This is a genomic window from Natronoarchaeum sp. GCM10025321 (genome assembly GCF_042663585.1).
Lineage (GTDB): Archaea > Halobacteriota > Halobacteria > Halobacteriales > Natronoarchaeaceae > Natranaeroarchaeum.
Map to the genome: position 1 here is coordinate 1,816,911 of NZ_JBHTAN010000006.1, position 19,518 is coordinate 1,836,428.

At 55.9% G+C, this 19,518-nt stretch carries 21 protein-coding genes, 1 tRNA gene and 1 pseudogene; 10 read left to right on the top strand and 13 right to left on the bottom strand.

Going from position 1 to position 19,518, the window contains the following annotated elements; all coding sequences use genetic code 11:
• Positions 1-9 precede the first annotated feature (9 nt).
• The 5 genes from ACFQL3_RS12090 (at position 10) to ACFQL3_RS12110 (ending at position 5,062) form a co-directional block, all read left to right on the top strand.
• A complete protein-coding gene (locus ACFQL3_RS12090) occupies positions 10-2,001 on the top strand; it encodes a hypothetical protein (RefSeq protein WP_377054601.1) in 1,992 nt (663 codons plus the stop codon).
• A gap of 2 nt (positions 2,002-2,003) precedes the next feature.
• Positions 2,004-2,576 (top strand): hypothetical protein, encoded by a 573-nt coding sequence (locus tag ACFQL3_RS12095; RefSeq protein ID WP_377054603.1) that lies wholly within the window; start codon positions 2,004-2,006, stop codon positions 2,574-2,576.
• The gene (locus ACFQL3_RS12100; protein WP_377054605.1) at positions 2,573-3,373 is read left to right on the top strand and encodes a hypothetical protein; all 801 of its coding nucleotides are present in this window, start codon (positions 2,573-2,575) and stop codon (positions 3,371-3,373) included. Before ACFQL3_RS12095 ends, ACFQL3_RS12100 begins: the two co-directional genes overlap by 4 nt.
• On the top strand, positions 3,370-4,536 hold the full coding sequence (locus ACFQL3_RS12105; RefSeq protein WP_377054607.1) for a hypothetical protein: 1,167 nt from the start codon (positions 3,370-3,372) through the stop codon (positions 4,534-4,536). Before ACFQL3_RS12100 ends, ACFQL3_RS12105 begins: the two co-directional genes overlap by 4 nt.
• A gap of 142 nt (positions 4,537-4,678) precedes the next feature.
• Positions 4,679-5,062 (top strand): hypothetical protein, encoded by a 384-nt coding sequence (locus ACFQL3_RS12110; protein ID WP_377054609.1) that lies wholly within the window; start codon positions 4,679-4,681, stop codon positions 5,060-5,062.
• Between the two features lie 59 nt (positions 5,063-5,121).
• Here the strand turns inward: ACFQL3_RS12110 and ACFQL3_RS12115 are convergent, their stop codons facing one another.
• The 4 genes from ACFQL3_RS12115 to ACFQL3_RS12130 all read right to left on the bottom strand — a co-directional run bounded on the left by ACFQL3_RS12115 (position 5,122) and on the right by ACFQL3_RS12130 (position 7,956).
• Positions 5,122-5,913, bottom strand: coding sequence for a hypothetical protein (locus tag ACFQL3_RS12115; RefSeq protein WP_377054611.1), 792 nt, complete (start codon positions 5,911-5,913; stop codon positions 5,122-5,124).
• Entirely contained in the window at positions 5,903-6,973 is a 1,071-nt protein-coding gene (locus ACFQL3_RS12120; protein ID WP_377054613.1) for a S8 family serine peptidase, read from the bottom strand. The genes ACFQL3_RS12115 and ACFQL3_RS12120 overlap by 11 nt, the downstream gene beginning before the upstream one ends.
• 59 nt (positions 6,974-7,032) lie before the next feature.
• Positions 7,033-7,314, bottom strand: coding sequence for a hypothetical protein (locus ACFQL3_RS12125; RefSeq protein WP_377054615.1), 282 nt, complete (start codon positions 7,312-7,314; stop codon positions 7,033-7,035).
• 315 nt (positions 7,315-7,629) lie between these two features.
• Positions 7,630-7,956: a hypothetical protein gene (locus ACFQL3_RS12130; RefSeq protein ID WP_377054617.1), complete on the bottom strand. Its 327-nt coding sequence runs from the start codon at positions 7,954-7,956 to the stop codon at positions 7,630-7,632.
• A 241-nt stretch (positions 7,957-8,197) separates the two neighbouring features.
• Between ACFQL3_RS12130 and ACFQL3_RS12135 the strand changes: the two are divergent.
• A pseudogene (locus ACFQL3_RS12135) lies at positions 8,198-8,671 on the top strand (tyrosine-type recombinase/integrase).
• Positions 8,672-8,710: 39 nt separating this feature from the next.
• On the opposite strand, the gene ACFQL3_RS12140 reads toward ACFQL3_RS12135, so the two are convergent.
• From ACFQL3_RS12140 to ACFQL3_RS12175, 8 genes are all read right to left on the bottom strand, one after another.
• Positions 8,711-9,964: an McrC family protein gene (locus ACFQL3_RS12140; protein WP_377054619.1), complete on the bottom strand. Its 1,254-nt coding sequence runs from the start codon at positions 9,962-9,964 to the stop codon at positions 8,711-8,713.
• A gap of 6 nt (positions 9,965-9,970) precedes the next feature.
• Positions 9,971-11,920: an MrcB family domain-containing protein gene (locus ACFQL3_RS12145; RefSeq protein WP_377054621.1), complete on the bottom strand. Its 1,950-nt coding sequence runs from the start codon at positions 11,918-11,920 to the stop codon at positions 9,971-9,973.
• A gap of 92 nt (positions 11,921-12,012) precedes the next feature.
• Positions 12,013-12,462: a hypothetical protein gene (locus ACFQL3_RS12150; protein ID WP_377054623.1), complete on the bottom strand. Its 450-nt coding sequence runs from the start codon at positions 12,460-12,462 to the stop codon at positions 12,013-12,015.
• A gap of 712 nt (positions 12,463-13,174) precedes the next feature.
• Positions 13,175-14,797, bottom strand: coding sequence for a hypothetical protein (locus ACFQL3_RS12155; RefSeq protein ID WP_377054625.1), 1,623 nt, complete (start codon positions 14,795-14,797; stop codon positions 13,175-13,177).
• Positions 14,794-15,105 carry a hypothetical protein gene (locus ACFQL3_RS12160; protein ID WP_377054627.1) on the bottom strand — a complete coding sequence of 104 codons (312 nt, stop codon included), beginning with the start codon at positions 15,103-15,105 and terminating at the stop codon, positions 14,794-14,796. Before ACFQL3_RS12160 ends, ACFQL3_RS12155 begins: the two co-directional genes overlap by 4 nt.
• A complete protein-coding gene (locus ACFQL3_RS12165) occupies positions 15,102-15,308 on the bottom strand; it encodes a sigma factor-like helix-turn-helix DNA-binding protein (protein WP_377054629.1) in 207 nt (68 codons plus the stop codon). The genes ACFQL3_RS12160 and ACFQL3_RS12165 overlap by 4 nt, the downstream gene beginning before the upstream one ends.
• A complete protein-coding gene (locus ACFQL3_RS12170) occupies positions 15,305-15,556 on the bottom strand; it encodes a DUF7563 family protein (protein ID WP_377054631.1) in 252 nt (83 codons plus the stop codon). Before ACFQL3_RS12170 ends, ACFQL3_RS12165 begins: the two co-directional genes overlap by 4 nt.
• Positions 15,557-15,718: 162 nt before the next feature.
• Positions 15,719-15,792, bottom strand: a tRNA-Tyr gene (locus ACFQL3_RS12175).
• Positions 15,793-15,938: 146 nt separating this feature from the next.
• On the opposite strand from ACFQL3_RS12175, the gene ACFQL3_RS12180 reads away from it, so the two are divergent.
• From ACFQL3_RS12180 to ACFQL3_RS12195, 4 genes are all read left to right on the top strand, one after another.
• Positions 15,939-16,460, top strand: coding sequence for a double zinc ribbon domain-containing protein (locus tag ACFQL3_RS12180; protein WP_377054633.1), 522 nt, complete (start codon positions 15,939-15,941; stop codon positions 16,458-16,460).
• Between the two features lie 218 nt (positions 16,461-16,678).
• Positions 16,679-16,855 carry a ribbon-helix-helix domain-containing protein gene (locus ACFQL3_RS12185; protein WP_377054635.1) on the top strand — a complete coding sequence of 59 codons (177 nt, stop codon included), beginning with the start codon at positions 16,679-16,681 and terminating at the stop codon, positions 16,853-16,855.
• Between the two features lie 3 nt (positions 16,856-16,858).
• Positions 16,859-18,052, top strand: coding sequence for a cell division protein FtsZ (gene ftsZ / locus ACFQL3_RS12190; protein WP_377054637.1), 1,194 nt, complete (start codon positions 16,859-16,861; stop codon positions 18,050-18,052).
• 63 nt (positions 18,053-18,115) lie between these two features.
• Positions 18,116-18,490, top strand: coding sequence for a hypothetical protein (locus tag ACFQL3_RS12195; protein WP_377054639.1), 375 nt, complete (start codon positions 18,116-18,118; stop codon positions 18,488-18,490).
• 4 nt (positions 18,491-18,494) lie between these two features.
• Here ACFQL3_RS12195 and ncsA read toward each other — a convergent pair whose 3' ends face one another.
• The gene (gene ncsA / locus ACFQL3_RS12200) at positions 18,495-19,508 is read right to left on the bottom strand and encodes a tRNA 2-thiolation protein NcsA (RefSeq protein ID WP_377054641.1); all 1,014 of its coding nucleotides are present in this window, start codon (positions 19,506-19,508) and stop codon (positions 18,495-18,497) included.
• Between the last annotated feature and the right edge of the window lie 10 nt (positions 19,509-19,518).

Below are 19,518 nucleotides of genomic sequence, written 5' to 3' on the forward strand. Positions count from 1 at the left end.
TCCTCGAACATGGCAACAACAACCTCTCACGATGCGACCGAGCAGGACAGTGCGACGACTGACGCCAGCCCAACGCCCAGCGCTCAGAAAGACGTCCCAGGTCCGGTTCCAAACAGGTCGCTCGATCGGCGGATGTTCCTGAGAGGGACTGCGGCGGCTGGGGCGACGGCAGTAGGTCTCGGCAGTGGTCACATGACCGGCGAGAGTGAGGCTATCGGTATCTCGCTAGCAGTCGGTGGCGCGGCGCTCTTTGCGGCTGGAGCGGCGGCAGGCGTTGGTATCCAGTCGTGGCGCGTCGACGGCGATACGGAACTCGACCCGGACGACGTTCTACAAAATCAGATCTATCAAGCGGCGTCGGCAGTGTCTCAGGGTCGAGACGAGTTCGTGAATCAGCTACAACAGGAATATCTCAACCCGACCGACCCACAAAACACGCCGTACGGGCGTGTTGCATGGCAAGAGGTGCGGGTTGCGGCGGTCAGGGAGATCACCAATGGAAACAGTGAATCGGCGGCGCTCGCGGCGGCGAAGGATGCACTCGACAAGCAGACGACCCGAAGTGTTGTGAATATCGTCGAGCGGTACAATACCGGTATGAACGCGATGATAGAGCAGATGGTCGCTCACGAGAATAACGGTCTTAGCTCTATCTCTAGCGGATCGTCGAACTACTCTCTCTCGCTCCTCGACCTCTCCGCAGAGACAAACGCGAGCATGGTCAGCGCGGGACAAACGGACGCGGCAACCACGTCCCAATCCCTTTTGTGGGAGTGGACAATACCGAACCTCCCGGTCCCGGCGTCAAATCTCGACGGGCGAGAATCTGAGCTAAAGATGCTCGTTAGTGGGATCGACATTAGCGGGACCACCTACAAGGTGAAGCCTATCGCGTGGGGTAACGGCTTCCTCAACAAATCGACCGGAGATGATTCCTCAGGAAGCTACTACGTCACTGATACGGACCTCGCAGACGTGGAATGGTTGTCTGTCGGCACGTATGAGGAGATCATCGATCGGATTCACACCGCCTACAACGAGATCACCACGGACCTGAGTACCTACGTTAGCACACTGTATGATGGGATTCAGCAGGGGGCGATTGACCCGGCTGATATTCTCGGCCCGCAAGAGATCATCGACCAGTTCAGCGATTCGGACGAGATGACGCGACTCGCAACCGAGTTGGTCGCAATCGGAGCGGATGTGCCGGACAGTGAGGCGGCAGGATACGAGGCGACGGTCTCGCATCCTGACATTCAGGCCGACGAACTCACGGGGCTGGTTTTCCCCCAGTTTTCGGTAGACCCTGCGCCCTCGATCTCTCCGGGGACCACAATCGCCGCGAGCGACTACGATCTAGCGTACTTCGGCTATGAGTCTGAGCTAGCAGACACAGACGGAGAAACTCAGTTCGAAACCATGGTCCTGAGTGGGAGTGACCCGCTGGAGATAATCGACGTTCAGGGTGTCAAAAATCAGGAGACAGTGGACAGCGAGAGCCGGGGCGCGGAGGCTGGCGCGAGCGGTCGGGTGGTCGTTTGGTCAGGTGACGGCGCACCGGACCCGCTAAAGTACCCGGCAGACCACTCGGGATACTCCGTGCAGGTGAAAGGTGACGTGACGAACGACACCCAACCCATCGGGAACGTGACCGAAGACGGAACCGAATACGTACTGAGTACCACCACGCTCGCGGAAGGTGAGACAATCGACAGCATCGACATAGTGCCGCCGGTCAACTACGAGCGAAGCCACGACTACGTTAGTGACGCGACAACGGTAGACACTCAGGCAACGCTAGACCGGCTGGAGAAACAGACACAACTCATCAACGACCTGGAAGAGTCGCTAGATGATGATGGTGGTGCGTGGCTTCCAGGTGTGCCATCCGCTCCTGATCTGAGCGGGAGTTTCGCCGGGATCGCGGTGATCGGGGTCGTAGTAGTCTCGGTGATCTGGGGCGTACTGAGTGACGCGATTCCGTTCCTCGGGAACTGACCATGCGACGTTTCTTTTTCGTGCTACTGACGGTAACGGTAGCGCTGGCTGTGGGCATGGGCGGGATGGGCGTCGCGGCACAGGAGACGCCGACGAACGAGACCGAGAACGAGACGCAGCCGCTCGACGACGACCTCGGCGACGAGGCCGAGCAGGTGATCGACACCGAGACGCGGGTAATGGACTGGTCGTATGATAGCGGAGTGTTCACGATCACGCTCGACGCCGACGCGCCGACGAAGGTAGCAGTCACCGAAGCGGGCGGCTTCCAGGAAGGGTCGGGAGCGTTCAACTACAATCGGTTCGAGATTCCAGAGGGCGAGTCAGTCGTGACGTTTGCCACACGGGATGCTCAGCAGAGAGGGACGGCGGTCACGATCTCCACCCAGCAGAGTCTCGCACAGGGTGGCGGGGCGTACCTCTCGACTGGCGGGCAAGCGCAGGATCCCTTCGAGGCGTTCGGCGGCACGAGTGGCCTGTTCACGGGCGTCACTATGAGCGTGGTACTGGCGGCACTCTCGGCGGCGTACGTGCTCAGGCAGGAAGCGAACGGCGTCGTGGAGGCAGGAGTATGACAGACACGAGTGGCACCTTCGGCGGCTGGTCGGATCGTATCACGTACATCCTTGCAGAGGGCCAGTTGATCGTGGCTGGTGTCGCGGTCTCGATCGGGCTGGCGCTGGTCTGGTTCCGTCCGAGTCTGCCGGGTATCCCCCCGATCGCTGGCGGGATGTTCGCGGCACTGCTCCTGCTCGGTCCGCCGCTGTTCGCCGTGTTCATCAGCGGTGTTCGGAAGCTCCGAACCCGCAACTGGACCACCGTCTACCACATCAACGCGGCGACCGATACCCGCCAGAAGTACCTCGTCTCACCGGATATCTGGTCGGAGAAGGACGTCGACGGGCCGAGTCCGTACCGGGTCAACGAGAACGAGGACTTCGAGGTGCGCGAGTTCGAGTACGACGAGGAACTCGACCAGCTCCGGGTTCGCGGCAGCCACCTCTCGCAGATGCAGGACTCGGCACTGGTCAGTTTCCGCACGCTCGCACACGACCTGCACGAGACGTTCGTCGAGAAGTGGCTCGACCTGAACGCACTCCGGGCACGGGACAGCAAGCGTGGGCTCCAGGTCCAGGACGACGTGATCAACGCCCAGGCCGAAGCAGACGAGCGCGGGCTTATGGAGCCCCAACTCGCGGTCAAAGAGGCGTGGGAGGACTCACTCGAACAGGTCAAACAGGACGACGACCATCTCGACGTCGACGACCTCGAATCCTACTCCGAGCGACAGCATGCTAGCTGGTCGCCCGACCCAGTCGGACCGGACCGCCCGCCCGAGCAGGCCGCCACTGACGGGGGTGTCGACGAGTGACCGACGAGCAGGAACTGTTCACCGCGGCGACGTTCCGCGAGTACCAGGAGGATTTCCTCGAGCGGAGCAACGACGACGTCCACGAACACACTGGGATTGTTCGCGACGAGAAGGTCTCGCGAGCGCTGGCGATCCGGGCGACAGCGTACGACCCACAGGAGACCGACCGCCCCGACCAGATGCCCGCCCAGTCGAAGGACCTCCGGAAACACCGGGCGATCCGCCGGGTTGCCGGCACCGAGACCGGTCGGGAAGCACTCGAAAACGGCGACATGGCGACGCTCAAACACCTCACCGGCGACACCAACCAGCGGGCGGACGTCAGCGGGATCAAGGCCATCGGTAAGGTCGACGACCTGATCACTGGTCCCGCGCCGATCATCGTGCTGCTCGGCGAGATGGGCGCGGGGAAGACGGATTTCGCTGGGCTGCTGGGCCAGCGCTGGGACCACCACCAGCCCGAGGACCGCCTGATCGGCACTAACATCCAGTCGCTCCAAGAGAAGACGCGCTGGGTCGACGACGATGGCGACGTCCGGGACGGCTGGATCGGCGACTACGGCACCCTCTGCGAGTGGGTCGAGCAGGACGGCGACCCGCTCGATCACGCCCAGCGCTCGAAGCTGTTCATCGGCGACGAGTTCAGTTCGGCGGCGTCGGGCCGCGGCAAGCAGGGCTACGAGACCGCCCAGAAGATGGCCCCGCTCATCTACAAGATCCGCAAATACGGCGGCGCGATGATCTACATCGCCCACGGCGAGCGCTCGATCCACCCGATGATGTGGCGCGTCGGGACGATCGTCAAGAAGACCTCGAAGAAGAAGGCCGTCGTCGCGGATGCGATCCGCGGCGGCCAGCTCGCCGACGTCGAGTTCGAGATCGACGGGATCCCGCCGACCGACTGGCGGTTCAACACGAAGGAAGCGAGCGCCTGGAGCTGGTCCGAGTACGGCGAGGAGACCGACGAGATGGACGCCGACGAGGCGGCCCGGCAGACGGCAATCTGGACCACCATCCGATGCAAAGAGGAGGGGATGGCAAACCGTGAAGTCGAGAAATTCGTCCCGTACAGCCGCGAGTGGGTGCGAACGCGCTGGAACGAGTACCACGACGAGGGGAAACACTCCGAGACCCTTGCCAAAGTCGAGGAGGTAATCGGATGACTCCGGTACGGTGGCAGGGTGGCAACCCCAACGTACACCCCTTTAGTAGAGGCCCACAGCCTGCCCCGCTCCGAGGGAGCGGGGCGACCGATGGGCGGGCGGCGCGGAGTATATATATCGGCGCGCGACGCGCGTGGTGTGCGTGAATCGCTCGAAGCGAGCGAACCACTTCGGCACCCTCTGCGAGAAGCGGATGGCGCGGAAGCGTCGGTTCTCGCTGGAGCGGGCGAGCTGGTACGATGCCCGGTTCGGGAACGGGACGCCTGTCGAGATCAAATCGACGATGCGTGAGCACTCGGACGGTCAGCCGGGGAACTTCAAAGTGTATCGGCAGTACCACGAGAAGCTTCGACGGCACGACGGCTGGTACTGTTTCGTAGTGTATCGGCCACACGGGCGATCGGGGTGTACCGTCCTCGACGACAGGATGGTTCGAGCGGGCGATCTCCCGCTGCTACGGTGGCATGGGGGCGGTGATCACCGTGATACCAAACAGGGAAAAATCTCGATTAAAGAGGTTTTTTAGCTATTTTAGAGATGTATCTCGCGTTCTCGATAGGAGTGATCTAAATCCAAGAATTGTAATCAGTGAGTCTCAGGCAAGCGACCATAATAAAGAGCACACGAATGTATTTCGCGAGGGCTCAAAGCCTCTAAATCATTATGATCACAATGATTTAACCAGTCCGCACTTTCCGTATTCCAGTAAATGGCGTTAAGCCCCATTTCAGTACAAAACCAATTCCCGTTCGTATCCATTACAAAATCAACAGCCCAAGTATACTCCGTGAACTCTTTTGCGACTCTGTGAGCGTAACGTAATGGTATCTCGTTAGTGCCGGAATTGATTATTCTTTCTAAATGATCATACTGCATGTCACAAATATCTTCAGAGCCAATTTCTCTTGGAGTAAAGCTCAGTATCTCTCCATCTTCAATAAAGAACCGGACTTCGGGATGGCAACCCCGATGCTCTGCGCGCATACAAAAGTTCAAATCAAGCCACTGGCGCAAAACAAGAGCCCCACCATGTTCCCAGTTGGAAGCAGACAGTTGTGATAGAAGTGATTCAATAGTTCTATTAATCTCACTTGGTTCACGCTTGGAGATGTGAGACCCGCTTCTTAAGCGGTGAGGGGCGGATTTATAATTAGACCGAACAAACGCCTCTTCAGCACCCCAAGTATTCAATGTAGATATTATCTCACTGGTATCCCACCATAATTGACCATCTTTTTCTTCCAAGAATATTATTTCGGTTTTTGGAATTGGGATGTCTAAGTCTTTAATTCGGTCCCAATAAAATGTAAATTTATTCTTTTCCGACAATATAGATTCAATCTTCAACCGTGAACTAGCCGAAGCCTCAGGAATCATCCCAATTACAATCTGATCCAGTTGTGGTGAAAAATAAGTCAGTAGTATCTTCAAATTCAAGATCAAGATCGTACGAATTTCCTGTTTCAGTAGCAAAATCAACTCCACATAGCATACCCGGTCCTGAAGAAAACGCTCCTTTTGTATGCTCAATAATATTCTGTTTTATTCGTTGCCGGGTGGTCGACACGCCGACAGACTGAAGACCGCTAATCACGTTCGCTATTTGAGAAGAAACAATGGGCGCGGAGAAACTAGATCCCTGAGCGAGTAACGGCCCAATTTCATCTTCAATAGGCAAATGTACTGGTGCTAGCACATCTGGACTGTTCTCAGCTGGCTCGTGATTGTGCTCCCACTGCTCATACCGTCGGTTTTCTATACAAGACGTTCCAGGGTAACATCCTCGGTTGGTACAATATGTGCCCTGAGCACCATCATTATCAGATCGCTTGATCCAAAAAGCATTAGGTGCGGGCTGATCAGTACCTGGTCCAATAGATATTGTCTTATCTTCTTGTTTGATTTCTGCAGTGCATTTAGCAGTAACACCCCCAGTAGAAAGGACTTCAGAAGACAAACCAGGACAGACCAACCCATCTGTTTGAAGTTGATCGCCACTGGCTGCAACAAATACAGTATGATCGTCAAGAAGGTCTTCTAAAACACGACACACTTTGCAACTCGGCCCGCTCCGGTCACAGTCTTTATGAGGGTTAGCAGCATGATCAAGACCGGCAGAAAAGTTTATTACGTCTATCTCACCAATAACATGTTGTATAATTCCAAAAGTTTTTAACAAGTCTCGATCCTTAAAATTTCCATTTGGATGGATTGTTTGATAAAAATGAAATTTGGTATTATCTGCATACCGTCCTATGATGTGAGCAACGCCGTGTCCGTGAGTGTTACTGTCTCCAGCATTTATTGCGTCCAGTTCTCTTCCAATTGTATTGTACTCTCTAAATTCTTCACTGGCTTCACTAATTGAGTCTAAGATAGCGATGTCAGCAGTATCTCCTTCTATAGGGCCGCCCTCTAAGAGCTCATAATGCTCCACAAGGGAGTTTAGATACTCTCCTTTAAGATCCGCGAAGGAATTGAACCTTCGGGGAATTGTCAGTTTCCCGAATTGAGCACCTTACCCGAACCTTCAATTTCAATGCGGGAGATGCATCGGAGTTCACTCAGCGCTTCGAGATCGTCCTCTCTAGCGGAGACTGCTAAGCATTGGAAGGGAAGCGTCTCCTCAACCTTGACGGATTCCCCGACAGCCTCTACATCGCCAACAACTTTTTCAGGGCTATTAACCTCGTCAAGGTCAACGATGAGTTTGACTTCCTCAGACGGGGTAGGATTCTCAATCCTATCTCTGACCCCTTTCTCAATGGAGACGCTCATCGTGTTCAATTGAATAGAAAACTGCCTCCGTAATGAAACCTATGGATGAGACAGATTGAAAACGGGGGTGATACTCAGGGGGACTCAATAACAATGGCAAATTGAAAAGATTCGAAATAGTGCTATAGTATCTATTTTTCCCAAACGTAGTTAATGAACTATCTGGCTCTGTGGCCTATAGAGCATCTTGAATAAACAAAAGCACTCCTACGTCTACAGTCCTGCAAGTTTGTAGACTCTATAGATATTTCTGCCTTCGATGAGGGGAATGGTAACCGATGCGTGTATAATTTTTATTCTATTAGCCGTCAGTACCTAAGCGGGAATTGTAAGTAGAACTACACCTCCCACGGCGATTGAGGAGTATGTATACCAGATAACATTGTAATATCCTTCAGGAAGTCTGACCTCCATTGCGTACGACAAAATCGCTATTACACTCACGGCAATCCCGACATCGGCATATAAAATCAGCCATTCTGGCGGCATCGGAAACTCGTATACGTGGACGTTCAACGCGATCCCGTTAGCGAACATCGCTGGCCGGCTTACGTAGTGCTTTTCGACGAGAAATCCTGTAATGATCAGACCAAACACCCCCAAATGCACGATGAGAAACTCAGGAAGCGACTCAATTAACATATCACTCACAACTGTAAAAACGCAACATCATGAGCATTTCGGCGCGGTAACCACCAGCGACCCAGTAGACTGAGCAACATGTGCTCCATCTGTATTGATCACCAACCGTCAGTTTACAGTCTTACAAGTCTGTTAAACGGAAGCCGTCAAATCTCCTCGAAACCCCCCAATCCCAAGCTTCTTTGTAGATCATTTTGCACACCGCTCGCGTCGAAGTACAATTACATGGAAACGCGAGCCCCTGGAGAAAGACGAACTGACCGAGCTGCTTGACGTCGTCGAGACGTTCGACCTGGCCCATGACTTCACGATCCGGACGCTGGTTCACACCGGCCTTCGAGCGGGCGAGTTCTCGCAGCTCCGAAGCGACTGGATGGACTGGCAAAACGAACAGCTACGAGTGCCTGCCGAACAGGACGACTGGACGCCCAAGACCGAGCACGTTGCTCGAACGATACCGGTTCGAGATCCCGATACGCTTCGAGTGATCCGCGAGTTCTTCAAGCTAAATGAAGCCGTGGGCGTGGGCCGATAGGCAGTCTACTACCGAGTGACGCGCGTCACTGACGAGACTGAGATCCAGAAGAAGGTGACACCGCACGTTCTTCGGCACACCTACGGGACGCTCATCGCCTCGAAGGGAGCGACGCCGCAGTACATTCGGCAGACGATGGGCCACGCCGATCTGTCGAGTGCGTACCTATATCGAGTATAGTGGTGTACAACTGAATGAGGAAGCGAGTGACGTGTGGGGTTAGGAATTGTAGGTGGCTTCCATAATTTGCTGTATCTGGTTAGAAATAGCGGCTTCGACGGATTTGGGAAAGTCTTCATAACTCTTTGCGTCGAACGGGAGTTCTATCGTATGCAGTGGGCGGTGAGGATTTGCGGCGTCGTCAGTATCGAATGAATATCGGTCAGTAGCTTTTCCACCTTGATCTGGATAGACTAGCAAGCCGGGAGCGTCGAACTTCGCCATATATGTGCTGATCTGATACAGATCACCACGAGCAGGCTGGGAATCACTCTTCCATTTCGCGTCACCCACAAGTACCACCGCTCCGCTTTTCTTATTTGTGAGCGTGAAATCCGGTTCAAGTCCCTGGATAGTTTCGCCGTTTGTGTTCGCCGCGAGGTGACCTACTTGACCAGTGTTCATAGAGTAGTTTTGTCCAAGCGTTTCGCGAACTGATCGTTGCACAACCTTCTCAAAGAGCTGCTCTATGTCGATAAGGAACGTGCGAAATTGAGTTTGCGACGTCCCAATCGCATTAATAAAGCTATGTTCAAGAATCATCTGAGCAAGCTCAAGAAGTGATTGATAATAGCTGTTCAGTCGGGATAAACTAATGTTCTCAACCTCAGACCGAGTTAGTTCACGAGGTTCTAATCGCTGGTGTAACATCCCATGATATCGGTTTAGTTCGCTCAAGAGAGACTGATCATTGACGAGACGTCGTAGCATCGTGGTCGCCCGAAGAATCACTTGATTTATTGGGAGATCATATGTGAGGTCATCGTATTCAACCTCAAATTCTGTACCGTGTGGTTCTTGATGTTGAAGTTGACGGTGAAGGTCAAGCCGTCCCCGTAGATGCTTCTCGCGGCCTGTATGTTCTCGATAGTCTCGATAGAGACCTCGTTTGAGAACACGCTTTAGCTCTCGTATATAGAGCCGAGCGATGATTTCGACGAAGGATTCTCCGATCTCGAAGCCAGCGGCATCACCGTAGACTAACTCATTATCCAGACGATCATCATATGCCAAGAGATATAGAAGATTGCACTCGACTTTAGGCCAGATTTCTAAAAGCTGACCGCTTGGGAGACCGATCGCTCCAACGTAGCCTTTTGACTCAACAATTGCTATTTCAGCGGATTCCCGGTTTACGGTTAATTGGTTGATCTCTTGAAGACGGTCAATATCGTTCTTAGGTAACCGTAGGCGCAACTCCTGTCTCTCCTGAAGGATGATCGCTTCTTCTGGATCTTTGACGGATAGACTCATGCTTTGTTACAGCCCTTGGCTTCCAATACCTGACTGAGCTAGAAGATCAGTAAGCGTCTCTTGCAGTTCTCCTGCCTCAAAACGTGTTATCTCGTACTGATCCGAATCAAAGAGGAAAGGAACAGGTGTGCCGAAAAGGTCCGATTGAAGCCGATCGAGATCCTCGAAATAGTATTCTTCTAAAAGAGGTAGAATCTGATATTTCCAGGCATTGACAATGTCGTTAATATCTTTCGTCCCCAATAGATATGAATGCCCGACTCGCTTTCCCTTTCCGAGGTCACCCGTATCTAGAATCCGTTTATTGATAATACTCAATGCTGCAATCGAGGCTGCAAGTAGTGTTCGGTGTGTAACTGACTCCGCTTGTAGGGCCTCTTGTTGTACTGCCTGCATTGAACCCCAGTTGTAATCATATTCTTCCAACAGTACCGTATAATCGGGCGGAAAAGAGTGGAAGCTAAAACGACGACGTAACGCAGCATCAACCAGCGCGATCGAACGGTCTGCGGTATTCATCGTCCCAATCAGATAGAGATTCGGTGGAATTACGAATGGCTCTCCCGAGTGGGCTAAACTCACCGAACTGTTTTGAGGATCAGCACCTCGCTTGTCTTTTTCCAGTAGCGTAATTGCCTCTCCGAAAATCTTTGCAAGGTTTCCACGGTTGATCTCATCAATGAGCAGTACGTACGGTGAAGGAGTGCGGTCTTCTGAAAGAGCCTCCTGATACTCCCGTCTTGCATCCTCACAAATCTGCTTGAATATACCGGATTCTACCTCATATACGACGTCACCACCCTGCGTGTGAGCCGCTAAGCCTTCGATAAAGTCCTCGTAGGTGAACGAAGGATGGAACGTTACCTCACGGAACTGATCTGTGGTCGGGTTTTCGTTCCGCTCATGAAGCCACCACTTAGTGAATTGACGTGCAGTGTAGGTCTTCCCGGTACCTGGCGGTCCATGCAAAACTACCTGTCCAACTGATTCAAGCTGCTCCGCAATTTCGCTCGCACGGCGCGGTGCCTCCTTGGGATTTGGAACCTGCACAGACGTGCCGTCGTTTCCACCCTCCGTAGATCCTTCAAACGGATTCAGCTGCTCTTGTTCATCTGGATCAAACGCATCGAGTAGTGTCTGATAATCATTACTCTCAATAAGATCTTGATAGGTGTCTACCAGTCGGCGGACATCCTCACGGAGAACGTCAGTTGAAGGCATATCTTCCAGATCGTATGCACGGTGACAGATAGTCGAAATACCATATAGGCTATTTCGAGAGGTTAGAAATTTATCGGGTAAATGAATACGGCTATTCTCGAATCGTTCTACGTCGACGACATCACGGAGCGCCTCAGCCCGTGCTGCGAGAACTTCACGGGCGATTTTGGTACCGAAGGAGTCTTGAAGATCGGTCATCCCCTGGTTTAGGGTGAGAAACACGGTTTCCGAATCAGTATCAAACAGGTAGACTACGTACAATCCTTCCTGTGGGCTCTGTGTGACTCTGGTATCGAAAATGCCAATCCAGGGGATATTAGCCATTGTCCCAGCACCGACTGACCCTTTGAATAGTAGATGATCATCGGCAAGTAGCTGTTTTAATTCACTAGGAATTTCGTCTTTGATGAGTTCTGCAGCATGGTGACTTTGATCACCTCTCTCTTTGGCCTCTTTATAATCACGAAGGACGGTCGAAAAAGCCTCCTTGAGATTAAGGTCGCTATCAAAGTCGAGAATGTATTCTCCGTTCCCAAGAAATTCGACATCTCCTTGATCTCGTAGCTCCTGCAAGGTGCGACGAAAAGCAGCATCCGGATTGTCATTGTCGGGGAAATCGGACTGAACCGTCGGCAACACCTGTTTCTCAAGTTCTTGTAGAGAGATCTGATCCGCTTCAATCTGTTCCTGATATCGCCTAAGTTCTTTTCGAACGCGTGACCGCCATTTTCCCATACTGACAAAGTGAACTCTTAGACTGTAAGTATAATTGTCTCAATTGGTCGTAGACATAGTGTCCGGTTAGTGTCTACGAGATGTTTTTGTCTTCAGTTTTCGTACCCACGGAGCGCGTGAGCAACGTTCTGTATCGAGTCGTCTCGGGTGCTGAACTCGTAGCTCTTGTTTGGCGTGTGGAGTCTCAGTGTACTGCTCCTGTAGTACAATCCAGCTAAGAGGGTCAGCACACCACTACCAATAAAAAATCCACCGGCAGTCGACACTGATTCAGACGGGAAGAAGATTCCCAAGAACCCGATACAAGCGAGCGCGACGCCGAGGTAGAGTATCTTGACGGGGTACGCTGGTGCCTCGTACTCGACGGAATTCACTGCATTTAGTGAAATGTCGACGACATCTTTTCCCTCGACGTAGACGACTCGGTTCGTCGTACAAGCGATATTACCTTTCCCCGATTCCTTTCCTGGGGACATTCCCTTCTTTGCTTTTGTTCCAGTTACGATGCGTTCGCTGTCAACGACATAATCTTCGATATCCATCGATAGTGGTGCCGCTAACAATGGAGACCGGCTACAAAAATGTTGCCAGAATTACGACGTGTCGTTATCCAAATTCTGTTCCCCTAAGTCAGCCGTGAGCTTTACAAGCGAATACGAGATGCAGCCGAATCGAGTGACGCGGACCGTCGACGAGACTGAGATACAGAAGAAGGTGACACTGCACGTTCTTCGGCACACGTAAACACGATTACAGAGGTGTTTCAGCATATCGTGATCGGCGAGCTTGCTGAGCCTTCGAGAGACGTGTAACTTAGTCACGCAAATTTCTTCCTACTCAGAGTGCTTTTCCCGAGATCCAGCACCTTCCTGCTGGATTATTTCGAGAAGCCGATCGTCCCAGAGGGTCATCCACTTGCGTTACAGACGGACTTTCGTGGAGTTGAACACGGGAGACTGAACTGTTTGATGGCTTCAATTAAGTCAACAATACAGAACAACCCCCGTTTCCAGTGGATCAACTGGAACTCTGCGGAGCGGGGTACTTTTTTTCGCAAGTGCCCTTAGGCACACTCCCTAAGGGGTGTGTCCCGCTCGGTGGGAACACCCCCGTCCCGGACTCTCTCCCGATCGGCCCGATCACCGCGTAGCCACTGCCTGCAAGTAAAGTAAACTATACCTAAGTACCTAAAAACTGCAACTCCAGTTGAACTGTCGGGGTCGAAGAATAGCGTTGCCACTCGACTGTCGGGCGCTACCGGGTGAGCGAACGCACCCGCCCGCGTCGACGATCACCGTCAGCGTTCAGCCACTCGACGCTCGCCTCCAGGAGGTCGGCGACGTCGCGACTGTCCTTCACCCAGGCGGTCTTCGCCTCCTGGAGGACGTCCTCGACGCGCGGGTACGACGAGGATTTGAACTCCCCGAGTCGCGTGTCGATCCGGACCGTCGTCTCGTCGCTGTCCGGGTCGAAATCGAACGTGGCGGCGTACGTCTGCATCCACTTCTGGAACGCGCTCGACGCCGACTGCCGGACATTCACGTTCATCAGCTTCGCCGCTCGGTCTGCTGCGTTCTCGATCCGGTGCTCGGCGCTCTCGACGATTCCGGCAATCTCCTGCTCGATCTTCCGGCTGGTGAACTCGACCGCGGCGTTGTCGTTCCGAACCAGGCCGTCGAGTCGGTCGAGGAACCGGTACAGCGTCGAGATACCGCGCTCGGCGTTGCTCGCCAGGTCCTCGGGATGCTGGCCGCTTCCGTCAGCGACCAGCGCCTCCATAAAATCGACATCCGCCTCGGTCATGTCTCGAAGCGTCGTGATCAGCAAGGCGTCCTGTTTCGCTTCGATCTCCGGCGTCGGATCCTCGAAGAACTCGACGTCCTCCTCGGCGGGCGCGGCGTCGAAGTGATCATCGGCGATGAAGGTCGTTCCGCCAGCACCGACCGGGATATCCGACCACCGGAGCGTGTTGATGAGCGTCTCGTCGATCTCCCGCCGGAGACCCTCGCGGTCGCTCCAGGCGAACGACCGGCTCTTGTTCAGCGACTTCTTGAGCAGAACGCCGACCTTCGGGTGGTGCATGGCGTCTTCCTCGTCACCGTGGACGTACTCGGGATGGTAGTGTTTCAGCTGCTTGCCCCGCGAGTGCATCGGGATCATCTCTCTGGCGTCCGCCTTCGGGATAATCAGCCGGTGGTTGTAGCCCACGATATCCGTGTTCGGCCCGCTGTTGTCGGCTTTGTAGACGACGCTCGACCCTTCCCGCTGGGCGAGTAGCTCGAACAGCCGCCGGAGCGATCCGGTCGATCGGACGTACTTCTCGGCCATCGACCGCTGTATTCGGACATACCGTTCGTAGGTCGTGATGTTGCTCGTCGGGTGGATCGTCGTGAAGTGGTTCAGATTGATGCCCATCCCGGCTTCGTCCGCGAGCTCCTGGAGGACCTTCCGGAGCAGCACCGGGTAGGTCTCGGGCTCCAGATTACTTCCCGAGAGCTTCACGTTCGTCGCCTCGTTCGGGAGGTCGTCGCTATCGCACGGGGACGTGATCTCATCGCCGTCCTCGTAGTGCTCCATCCCGGCAAACCGCGGTCGAACGTGGAAGTTCGCTTTTCGCTCGCCGTCGCCGTACGCTCCGATCCGGAACTCGTACAGTCGCTCCTCGACGTCGTCCTGAGGGCGCGGGGCGATCCCACTTTTCTGGTACTTGAGGTTGATCGTCCACTCCTCGCCGGCGATCTCCCTGACCATCTCCCCGGAGTAGCCGTCGAAACCGTGGAACAGCAGTTTCGAGATAGCCCAGTACGGACTCAGCCCGTTCTCGAAGAAATTCAGGTTGCCTTCGAGTTCGTGGGGAGACGTCGCGACGTGGGTCACGCCGACCACCCCGTGACTGTCACCGTGATCCAGGCGAGATTGTTCGCGACGACCAGGGCGCTCGGGAGAATACCAGCGAGCAACACGGGCGTCCGGCGGCCACGCTCGACCGCGGTGATGACGGCGCTCGCCAGCCCAACGTACAGGACTTGCGACAGCGGGACCGCGACGATGCCGAGAGAACCCATCAGCGCCTCAAAGAGCGGATTCGCTTCCGGCAGGCCCAGCGCCAGCGCCGTGATGGTCGTTGCGGCGTCACCGGCCGCCAGCCCGACGAGTGTCGCCCACAGCCCACGCTCGCGGTTCATCGGGTACCTCCGTCGAGTTTGTCCTCGGCGCGGCGGAGCAGGTTCCCCACCGTTCCGGGTGATCGACCACTGAAACGAGCCTGTTCGCGAACGCCGACGCCGTTGATCCGGCAGGCGACGTACGCCTTCCGCTCGGCTTCGGTGAGCTTGTCGAGATCGTCGCGACGGACGCCGACGAACTCGGCGAGCTGGCTTTGGCTCATGCCGACCTCCCCGTCTCAGCCTTTCCCGTGTGGTGGCCGTCTGCGCTCGGATCGGGGATATTGAGGTCGAGTCCGGCCGCGCTACCGCGAGTGAGCCGCCGCATGGTGTCACAGTCGCGACACCGATGCACGGTGTCGGACTCGTCACCGTAGACGCGCCGGAAGTCTGCCGAGACGTGGGCGCCACAGTTCCGGCAGGTGGGAGACTCGTCGCTATCGACGAGTTTCAACACGACGACCACCTCCATTTTGCACTGTGAATTTCGCAAGAACGCGCGGACCCCCGACTGGTTACCACCTGAACTCCAGATTTTCGCCGCGATTTCGAAAGTCTATATCCTCGGTTAGAGGCTCTAAAAGCAGTGTAAACAGCCGTTTGGCTGTCCACTGCAATTCGGGTAGGAAGTAGGTCCGCCCTCCCCGATTTGAACGGGGGACAAGTCGATCTACAGTCGACTGCTCTACCAGTCTGAGCTAAGGGCGGGCGTGCGATTACGAATCGTTCACTGTTGGACTTAAGGGTTATTATCGACGGGCGCCGTGCCAGTGTGCACCAGCCTGCGACAGACGAGCGTCAGACAGGTGCGAAGTTTGATATGGAAAGGCGACACAGAGCAAGACGAGCGGGCAATGAGCAAGATAACGTTCCGGGCGGATGACGACCTCGTCGAGGAGATCGAGTCGTTCGATGCCTCGAAAAGCGAGGTCCTGCGGGAGGCGCTGCGGAGCTACATCGAGGACCGACAATCAGGCTCCGCAGGGACGTCCCCCCCGACAGCGGACTCGCTAGACGCGCTGGTGGCCGACCGCGTCGACGAACTGATCGACGAACGGCTTGACGAGCGACTGCGGGAGGCCCGAGCGCACCCGCAAGACGTTACAGTCAACGTCTCGATCGACGACGAGCGCACGAGCGCGGAACGTAAGACAGACGAAGAAGACGTGACGCGGGAGGACAGTGACTCCGAGGGCCGGCAGTGTGCTCAATGTGGCGATGAGGTGGGCGAGGACCACGTTTACTGTCCGAACTGTGGTGAAAAAGCCTCGAAACGAGCGTTCTGTGAGTGTGGCGACGAGATCCGGTCCGACTGGGCGTTCTGCCCGGGCTGTGGCCGCCGAACGCCCGCTGCAGACGTGCTAGATCCACGGTAGGAAGTCACACACGACCGTACGCGGCATTTACTTGTTTGTATCACGGTCGGCGTTACATTTATTATGTATGCACGAGAGGTACCAGTCGCGTAAGACGGTTGTCTTACACGATGGGGTGGATTCCCCCTTGCTCGACGTTGTCGGGCGGTGTCCAGTGTAAGACACAGGGGGAAAGAATCCGAATACGACGGCCGTCTTACACAAGGGGAATACAATATATGGAGCGTGTGACACTGCGAATTCCGAAACAGCAGATCGACGCGGTTGAACAGATGGTCGACTCCGGACAGTACCCGAACCGCAGCGAAGCGATTCGGGCTGCCGTCCGGGAGATGGTCGACGAACAACAGGAGACATCCGGGAACTCCAACAAACGAACCTGGGCCAAGGTGTAGGGCATGCAAGATATCGTTCAAGACGCACTTGAAAACGCCGAGGAGGAGAAGCGTGAGATGGACGCCGCGGCCGACGACGACGAGTTCGGTGATCCCCGGATCGTCATCGTCGGTGCTGGCGGTGCCGGTAACAACACGGTCAATCGGCTGTACAACATTGGCGTCGAGGGAGCCGAGACGATTGCGATCAACACTGACAAGCAACACCTGAAGATGATCGAAGCCGACACGAAGATCCTCGTCGGCAAATCCCTGACGAACGGACTCGGTGCAGGTGGCGATCCGTCGATGGGCGAGCGAGCCACCGAGATGGCCCAGGGGACCATCAAGGAAGTGCTCGGAAACGCCGATCTGGTCTTCGTCACCGCGGGGATGGGTGGCGGTACCGGCACGGGTGCGGCGCCTGTGGTCTCGAAGATCGCCAAAGAGCAGGGCGCAATCGTCGTCGGGATGGTCTCGACGCCGTTCAACGTCGAGCGCGCGCGGACGGTCAAGGCCGAAGAGGGTCTGGAGAAACTCCGCGACGAGGCAGACTCGATCATCGTCCTCGACAACAACCGTCTGCTGGAGTACGTCCCGAACCTCCCGATCGGTAAGGCGTTCTCGGTGATGGACCAGATCATCGCCGAGACGGTCAAAGGAATCTCGGAGACGATCACCCAGCCGAGCCTGATCAATCTCGACTACGCCGACATGACGACGATCATGAATCAGGGCGGCGTCGCGGTCATGCTCGTCGGCGAGACACAGGACAAGAACAAGACAGAAGAGGTGGTCAAAGACGCGATGAACCACCCGCTGCTCGACGTCGACTACCGCGGTGCCTCCGGTGGGCTCGTCCACATTACCGGTGGACCCGACCTCACTCTGAAGGAGGCGGAAGGAATCGCAGACAACATCACCGAGCGGCTGGATGCCAGCGCAAATGTCATCTGGGGCGCCCGGATCCAGGAAGAGTACAAGGGTAAAGTCCGCGTCATGGCGATCATGACCGGCGTCCAGAGCGCGCAGGTGCTCGGGCCGACGACCCAGAAGCAGGCCAACAAGTCCCGACAGAGTCTGGAAGGCGCGGACGAAGCGTCGTTCGACGCCAGCCAGAACCTCGAGGACTCGGGGAGCCAGCAGAACTACGGTACCCAGAGCGACGGCGGGAAAAGCACCGTCGAGAAGCAGAACGGTCTCGACGTCATCCGGTAGCCAATCCCTTTTTCGATCGGTTCGGAAACGCTGATTTGTGCGCGACGACAAGATTTGGTCACCGTGACTTTCGACCTCGATCGACGGCGGCTGTTGACCGGTGGCTGTGCGCTTGCCGCCACTGCACTGGCTGGCTGTTCTGACACCGACAACGGCCATACGACGTACGAGATCACAAACGAGCGATCGAGCGACGTCCTTGTTGACTTCAGGGTGTATACGAACAGTGAACTCGTCCTCGCACAGGAGTACGAACTCGGGGCCGGCGCGTCACGTCGGGAAGAGAACGTACTGGCTGGCGTCGAGTACGATATCGAGATGAACGTCGAGAGCGAGGCGTCGACCTACGAACTCGAACGGAACGGCTGTGAGGATCAGGAGCTACGGATACGGATCGGGGAGGACGCCGTCGAGTTCGACGCCGACAACTGCGAGTGATGTCTTACACCGATTGGACGGCGTCGACCAGTGCACATTTCCGACAGCGCTCGCGGGTCGTCGGCGAGCCACACTCGACGCACTCTTGCGTTTCGACACCGCCAGTGTCGTCGCTATAGCTGTCGGCGGCGAGTGCGGCCATCTCCTCGTAGCCCGACATGATCGAGTGGCGGGTGCCGGGGTGGCGCTCTTCGAGGTCGTAGAGTAGTTCCTGAATCTCGCCGCGGTAGGCTTCACTGGAGTGTGGACACTCCGTAATGTGTGCGGGCAGGTCGGTCAGGTGGGCGTAGAGGGCGACCTCCTTTTCGGGAATATCTCGGAGCGGCTTTGCCCGGGGGACGAAGGTGTCCTGCTCGGAGCGCGTGCCGAGTTCGCCGTCCGCTCCCGCGTCATCCGGCAGATCACGGTCCTCGAAGTCGCCGAGGCTGGCCTCGAAGTGGTTCGCCATCTGCTCGACGTCGCCTTCGAGGAAGTTCATCAGCGCGGTCTGGGCCTCGTCGTCCAGATTGTGGCCGGTCAGCAGTTTGTCCGCACCAAAATCCGCGGCGTACTGGGAGAGAAGGTCACGCCGGAAGACGCCACAGTACGCACAGGCGGCCATGTTCTGGGGATCCTTCTCGACGACATCGTCCATCTGGACGCCGAACTCCTCCTCGTAGCTGACGATTTCGTGGCGCAAGTCGAGGTCGCTCGCCAGTTTCTCACAGGCGTCGACGCTCTTGTCGCGATAGCCCTCGATGCCCTCGTGGATCGTCAGTGCGATCAGTTCGATTCGGGGGTCTTCCGCAAACGTCTCGTCGAGGATATGTGTGAGTACGACGCTGTCCTTGCCGCCGGAGAGGCCGATTACCCACGTTTCCGGGGTCTCGGGTGTAGCAGAGCGCGGGACGAGGCTGTCCTCGCGGATACGATGACGGACCCGACTCTCGACGGAGCCGCGAAAGTGTTCCTCACAGAGATGCGAACCTGAGTACGCCGCGTGCATCACGGCCTCGCGGTCGCATTTGGTGCAATCCATTGCGGAATCG

Coding starts and splice junctions, on each gene's coding strand:
- ACFQL3_RS12100 (WP_377054605.1), top strand. CDS start 2,573: ATGACAGACACGAGTGGCACCTTCGGCGGCTGGTCGGATCGTATCACG.
- ACFQL3_RS12185 (WP_377054635.1), top strand. CDS start 16,679: ATGGAGCGTGTGACACTGCGAATTCCGAAACAGCAGATCGACGCGGTT.
- ncsA (WP_377054641.1), bottom strand. CDS start 19,508: ATGGATTGCACCAAATGCGACCGCGAGGCCGTGATGCACGCGGCGTAC.
- ftsZ (WP_377054637.1), top strand. CDS start 16,859: ATGCAAGATATCGTTCAAGACGCACTTGAAAACGCCGAGGAGGAGAAG.
- ACFQL3_RS12165 (WP_377054629.1), bottom strand. CDS start 15,308: ATGAGCCAAAGCCAGCTCGCCGAGTTCGTCGGCGTCCGTCGCGACGAT.
- ACFQL3_RS12160 (WP_377054627.1), bottom strand. CDS start 15,105: ATGAACCGCGAGCGTGGGCTGTGGGCGACACTCGTCGGGCTGGCGGCC.
- ACFQL3_RS12115 (WP_377054611.1), bottom strand. CDS start 5,913: ATGATTCCTGAGGCTTCGGCTAGTTCACGGTTGAAGATTGAATCTATA.
- ACFQL3_RS12095 (WP_377054603.1), top strand. CDS start 2,004: ATGCGACGTTTCTTTTTCGTGCTACTGACGGTAACGGTAGCGCTGGCT.
- ACFQL3_RS12180 (WP_377054633.1), top strand. CDS start 15,939: ATGAGCAAGATAACGTTCCGGGCGGATGACGACCTCGTCGAGGAGATC.
- ACFQL3_RS12150 (WP_377054623.1), bottom strand. CDS start 12,462: ATGGATATCGAAGATTATGTCGTTGACAGCGAACGCATCGTAACTGGA.
- ACFQL3_RS12130 (WP_377054617.1), bottom strand. CDS start 7,956: ATGTTAATTGAGTCGCTTCCTGAGTTTCTCATCGTGCATTTGGGGGTG.
- ACFQL3_RS12125 (WP_377054615.1), bottom strand. CDS start 7,314: ATGAGCGTCTCCATTGAGAAAGGGGTCAGAGATAGGATTGAGAATCCT.
- ACFQL3_RS12145 (WP_377054621.1), bottom strand. CDS start 11,920: ATGGGAAAATGGCGGTCACGCGTTCGAAAAGAACTTAGGCGATATCAG.
- ACFQL3_RS12170 (WP_377054631.1), bottom strand. CDS start 15,556: ATGGAGGTGGTCGTCGTGTTGAAACTCGTCGATAGCGACGAGTCTCCC.
- ACFQL3_RS12090 (WP_377054601.1), top strand. CDS start 10: ATGGCAACAACAACCTCTCACGATGCGACCGAGCAGGACAGTGCGACG.
- ACFQL3_RS12140 (WP_377054619.1), bottom strand. CDS start 9,964: ATGAGTCTATCCGTCAAAGATCCAGAAGAAGCGATCATCCTTCAGGAG.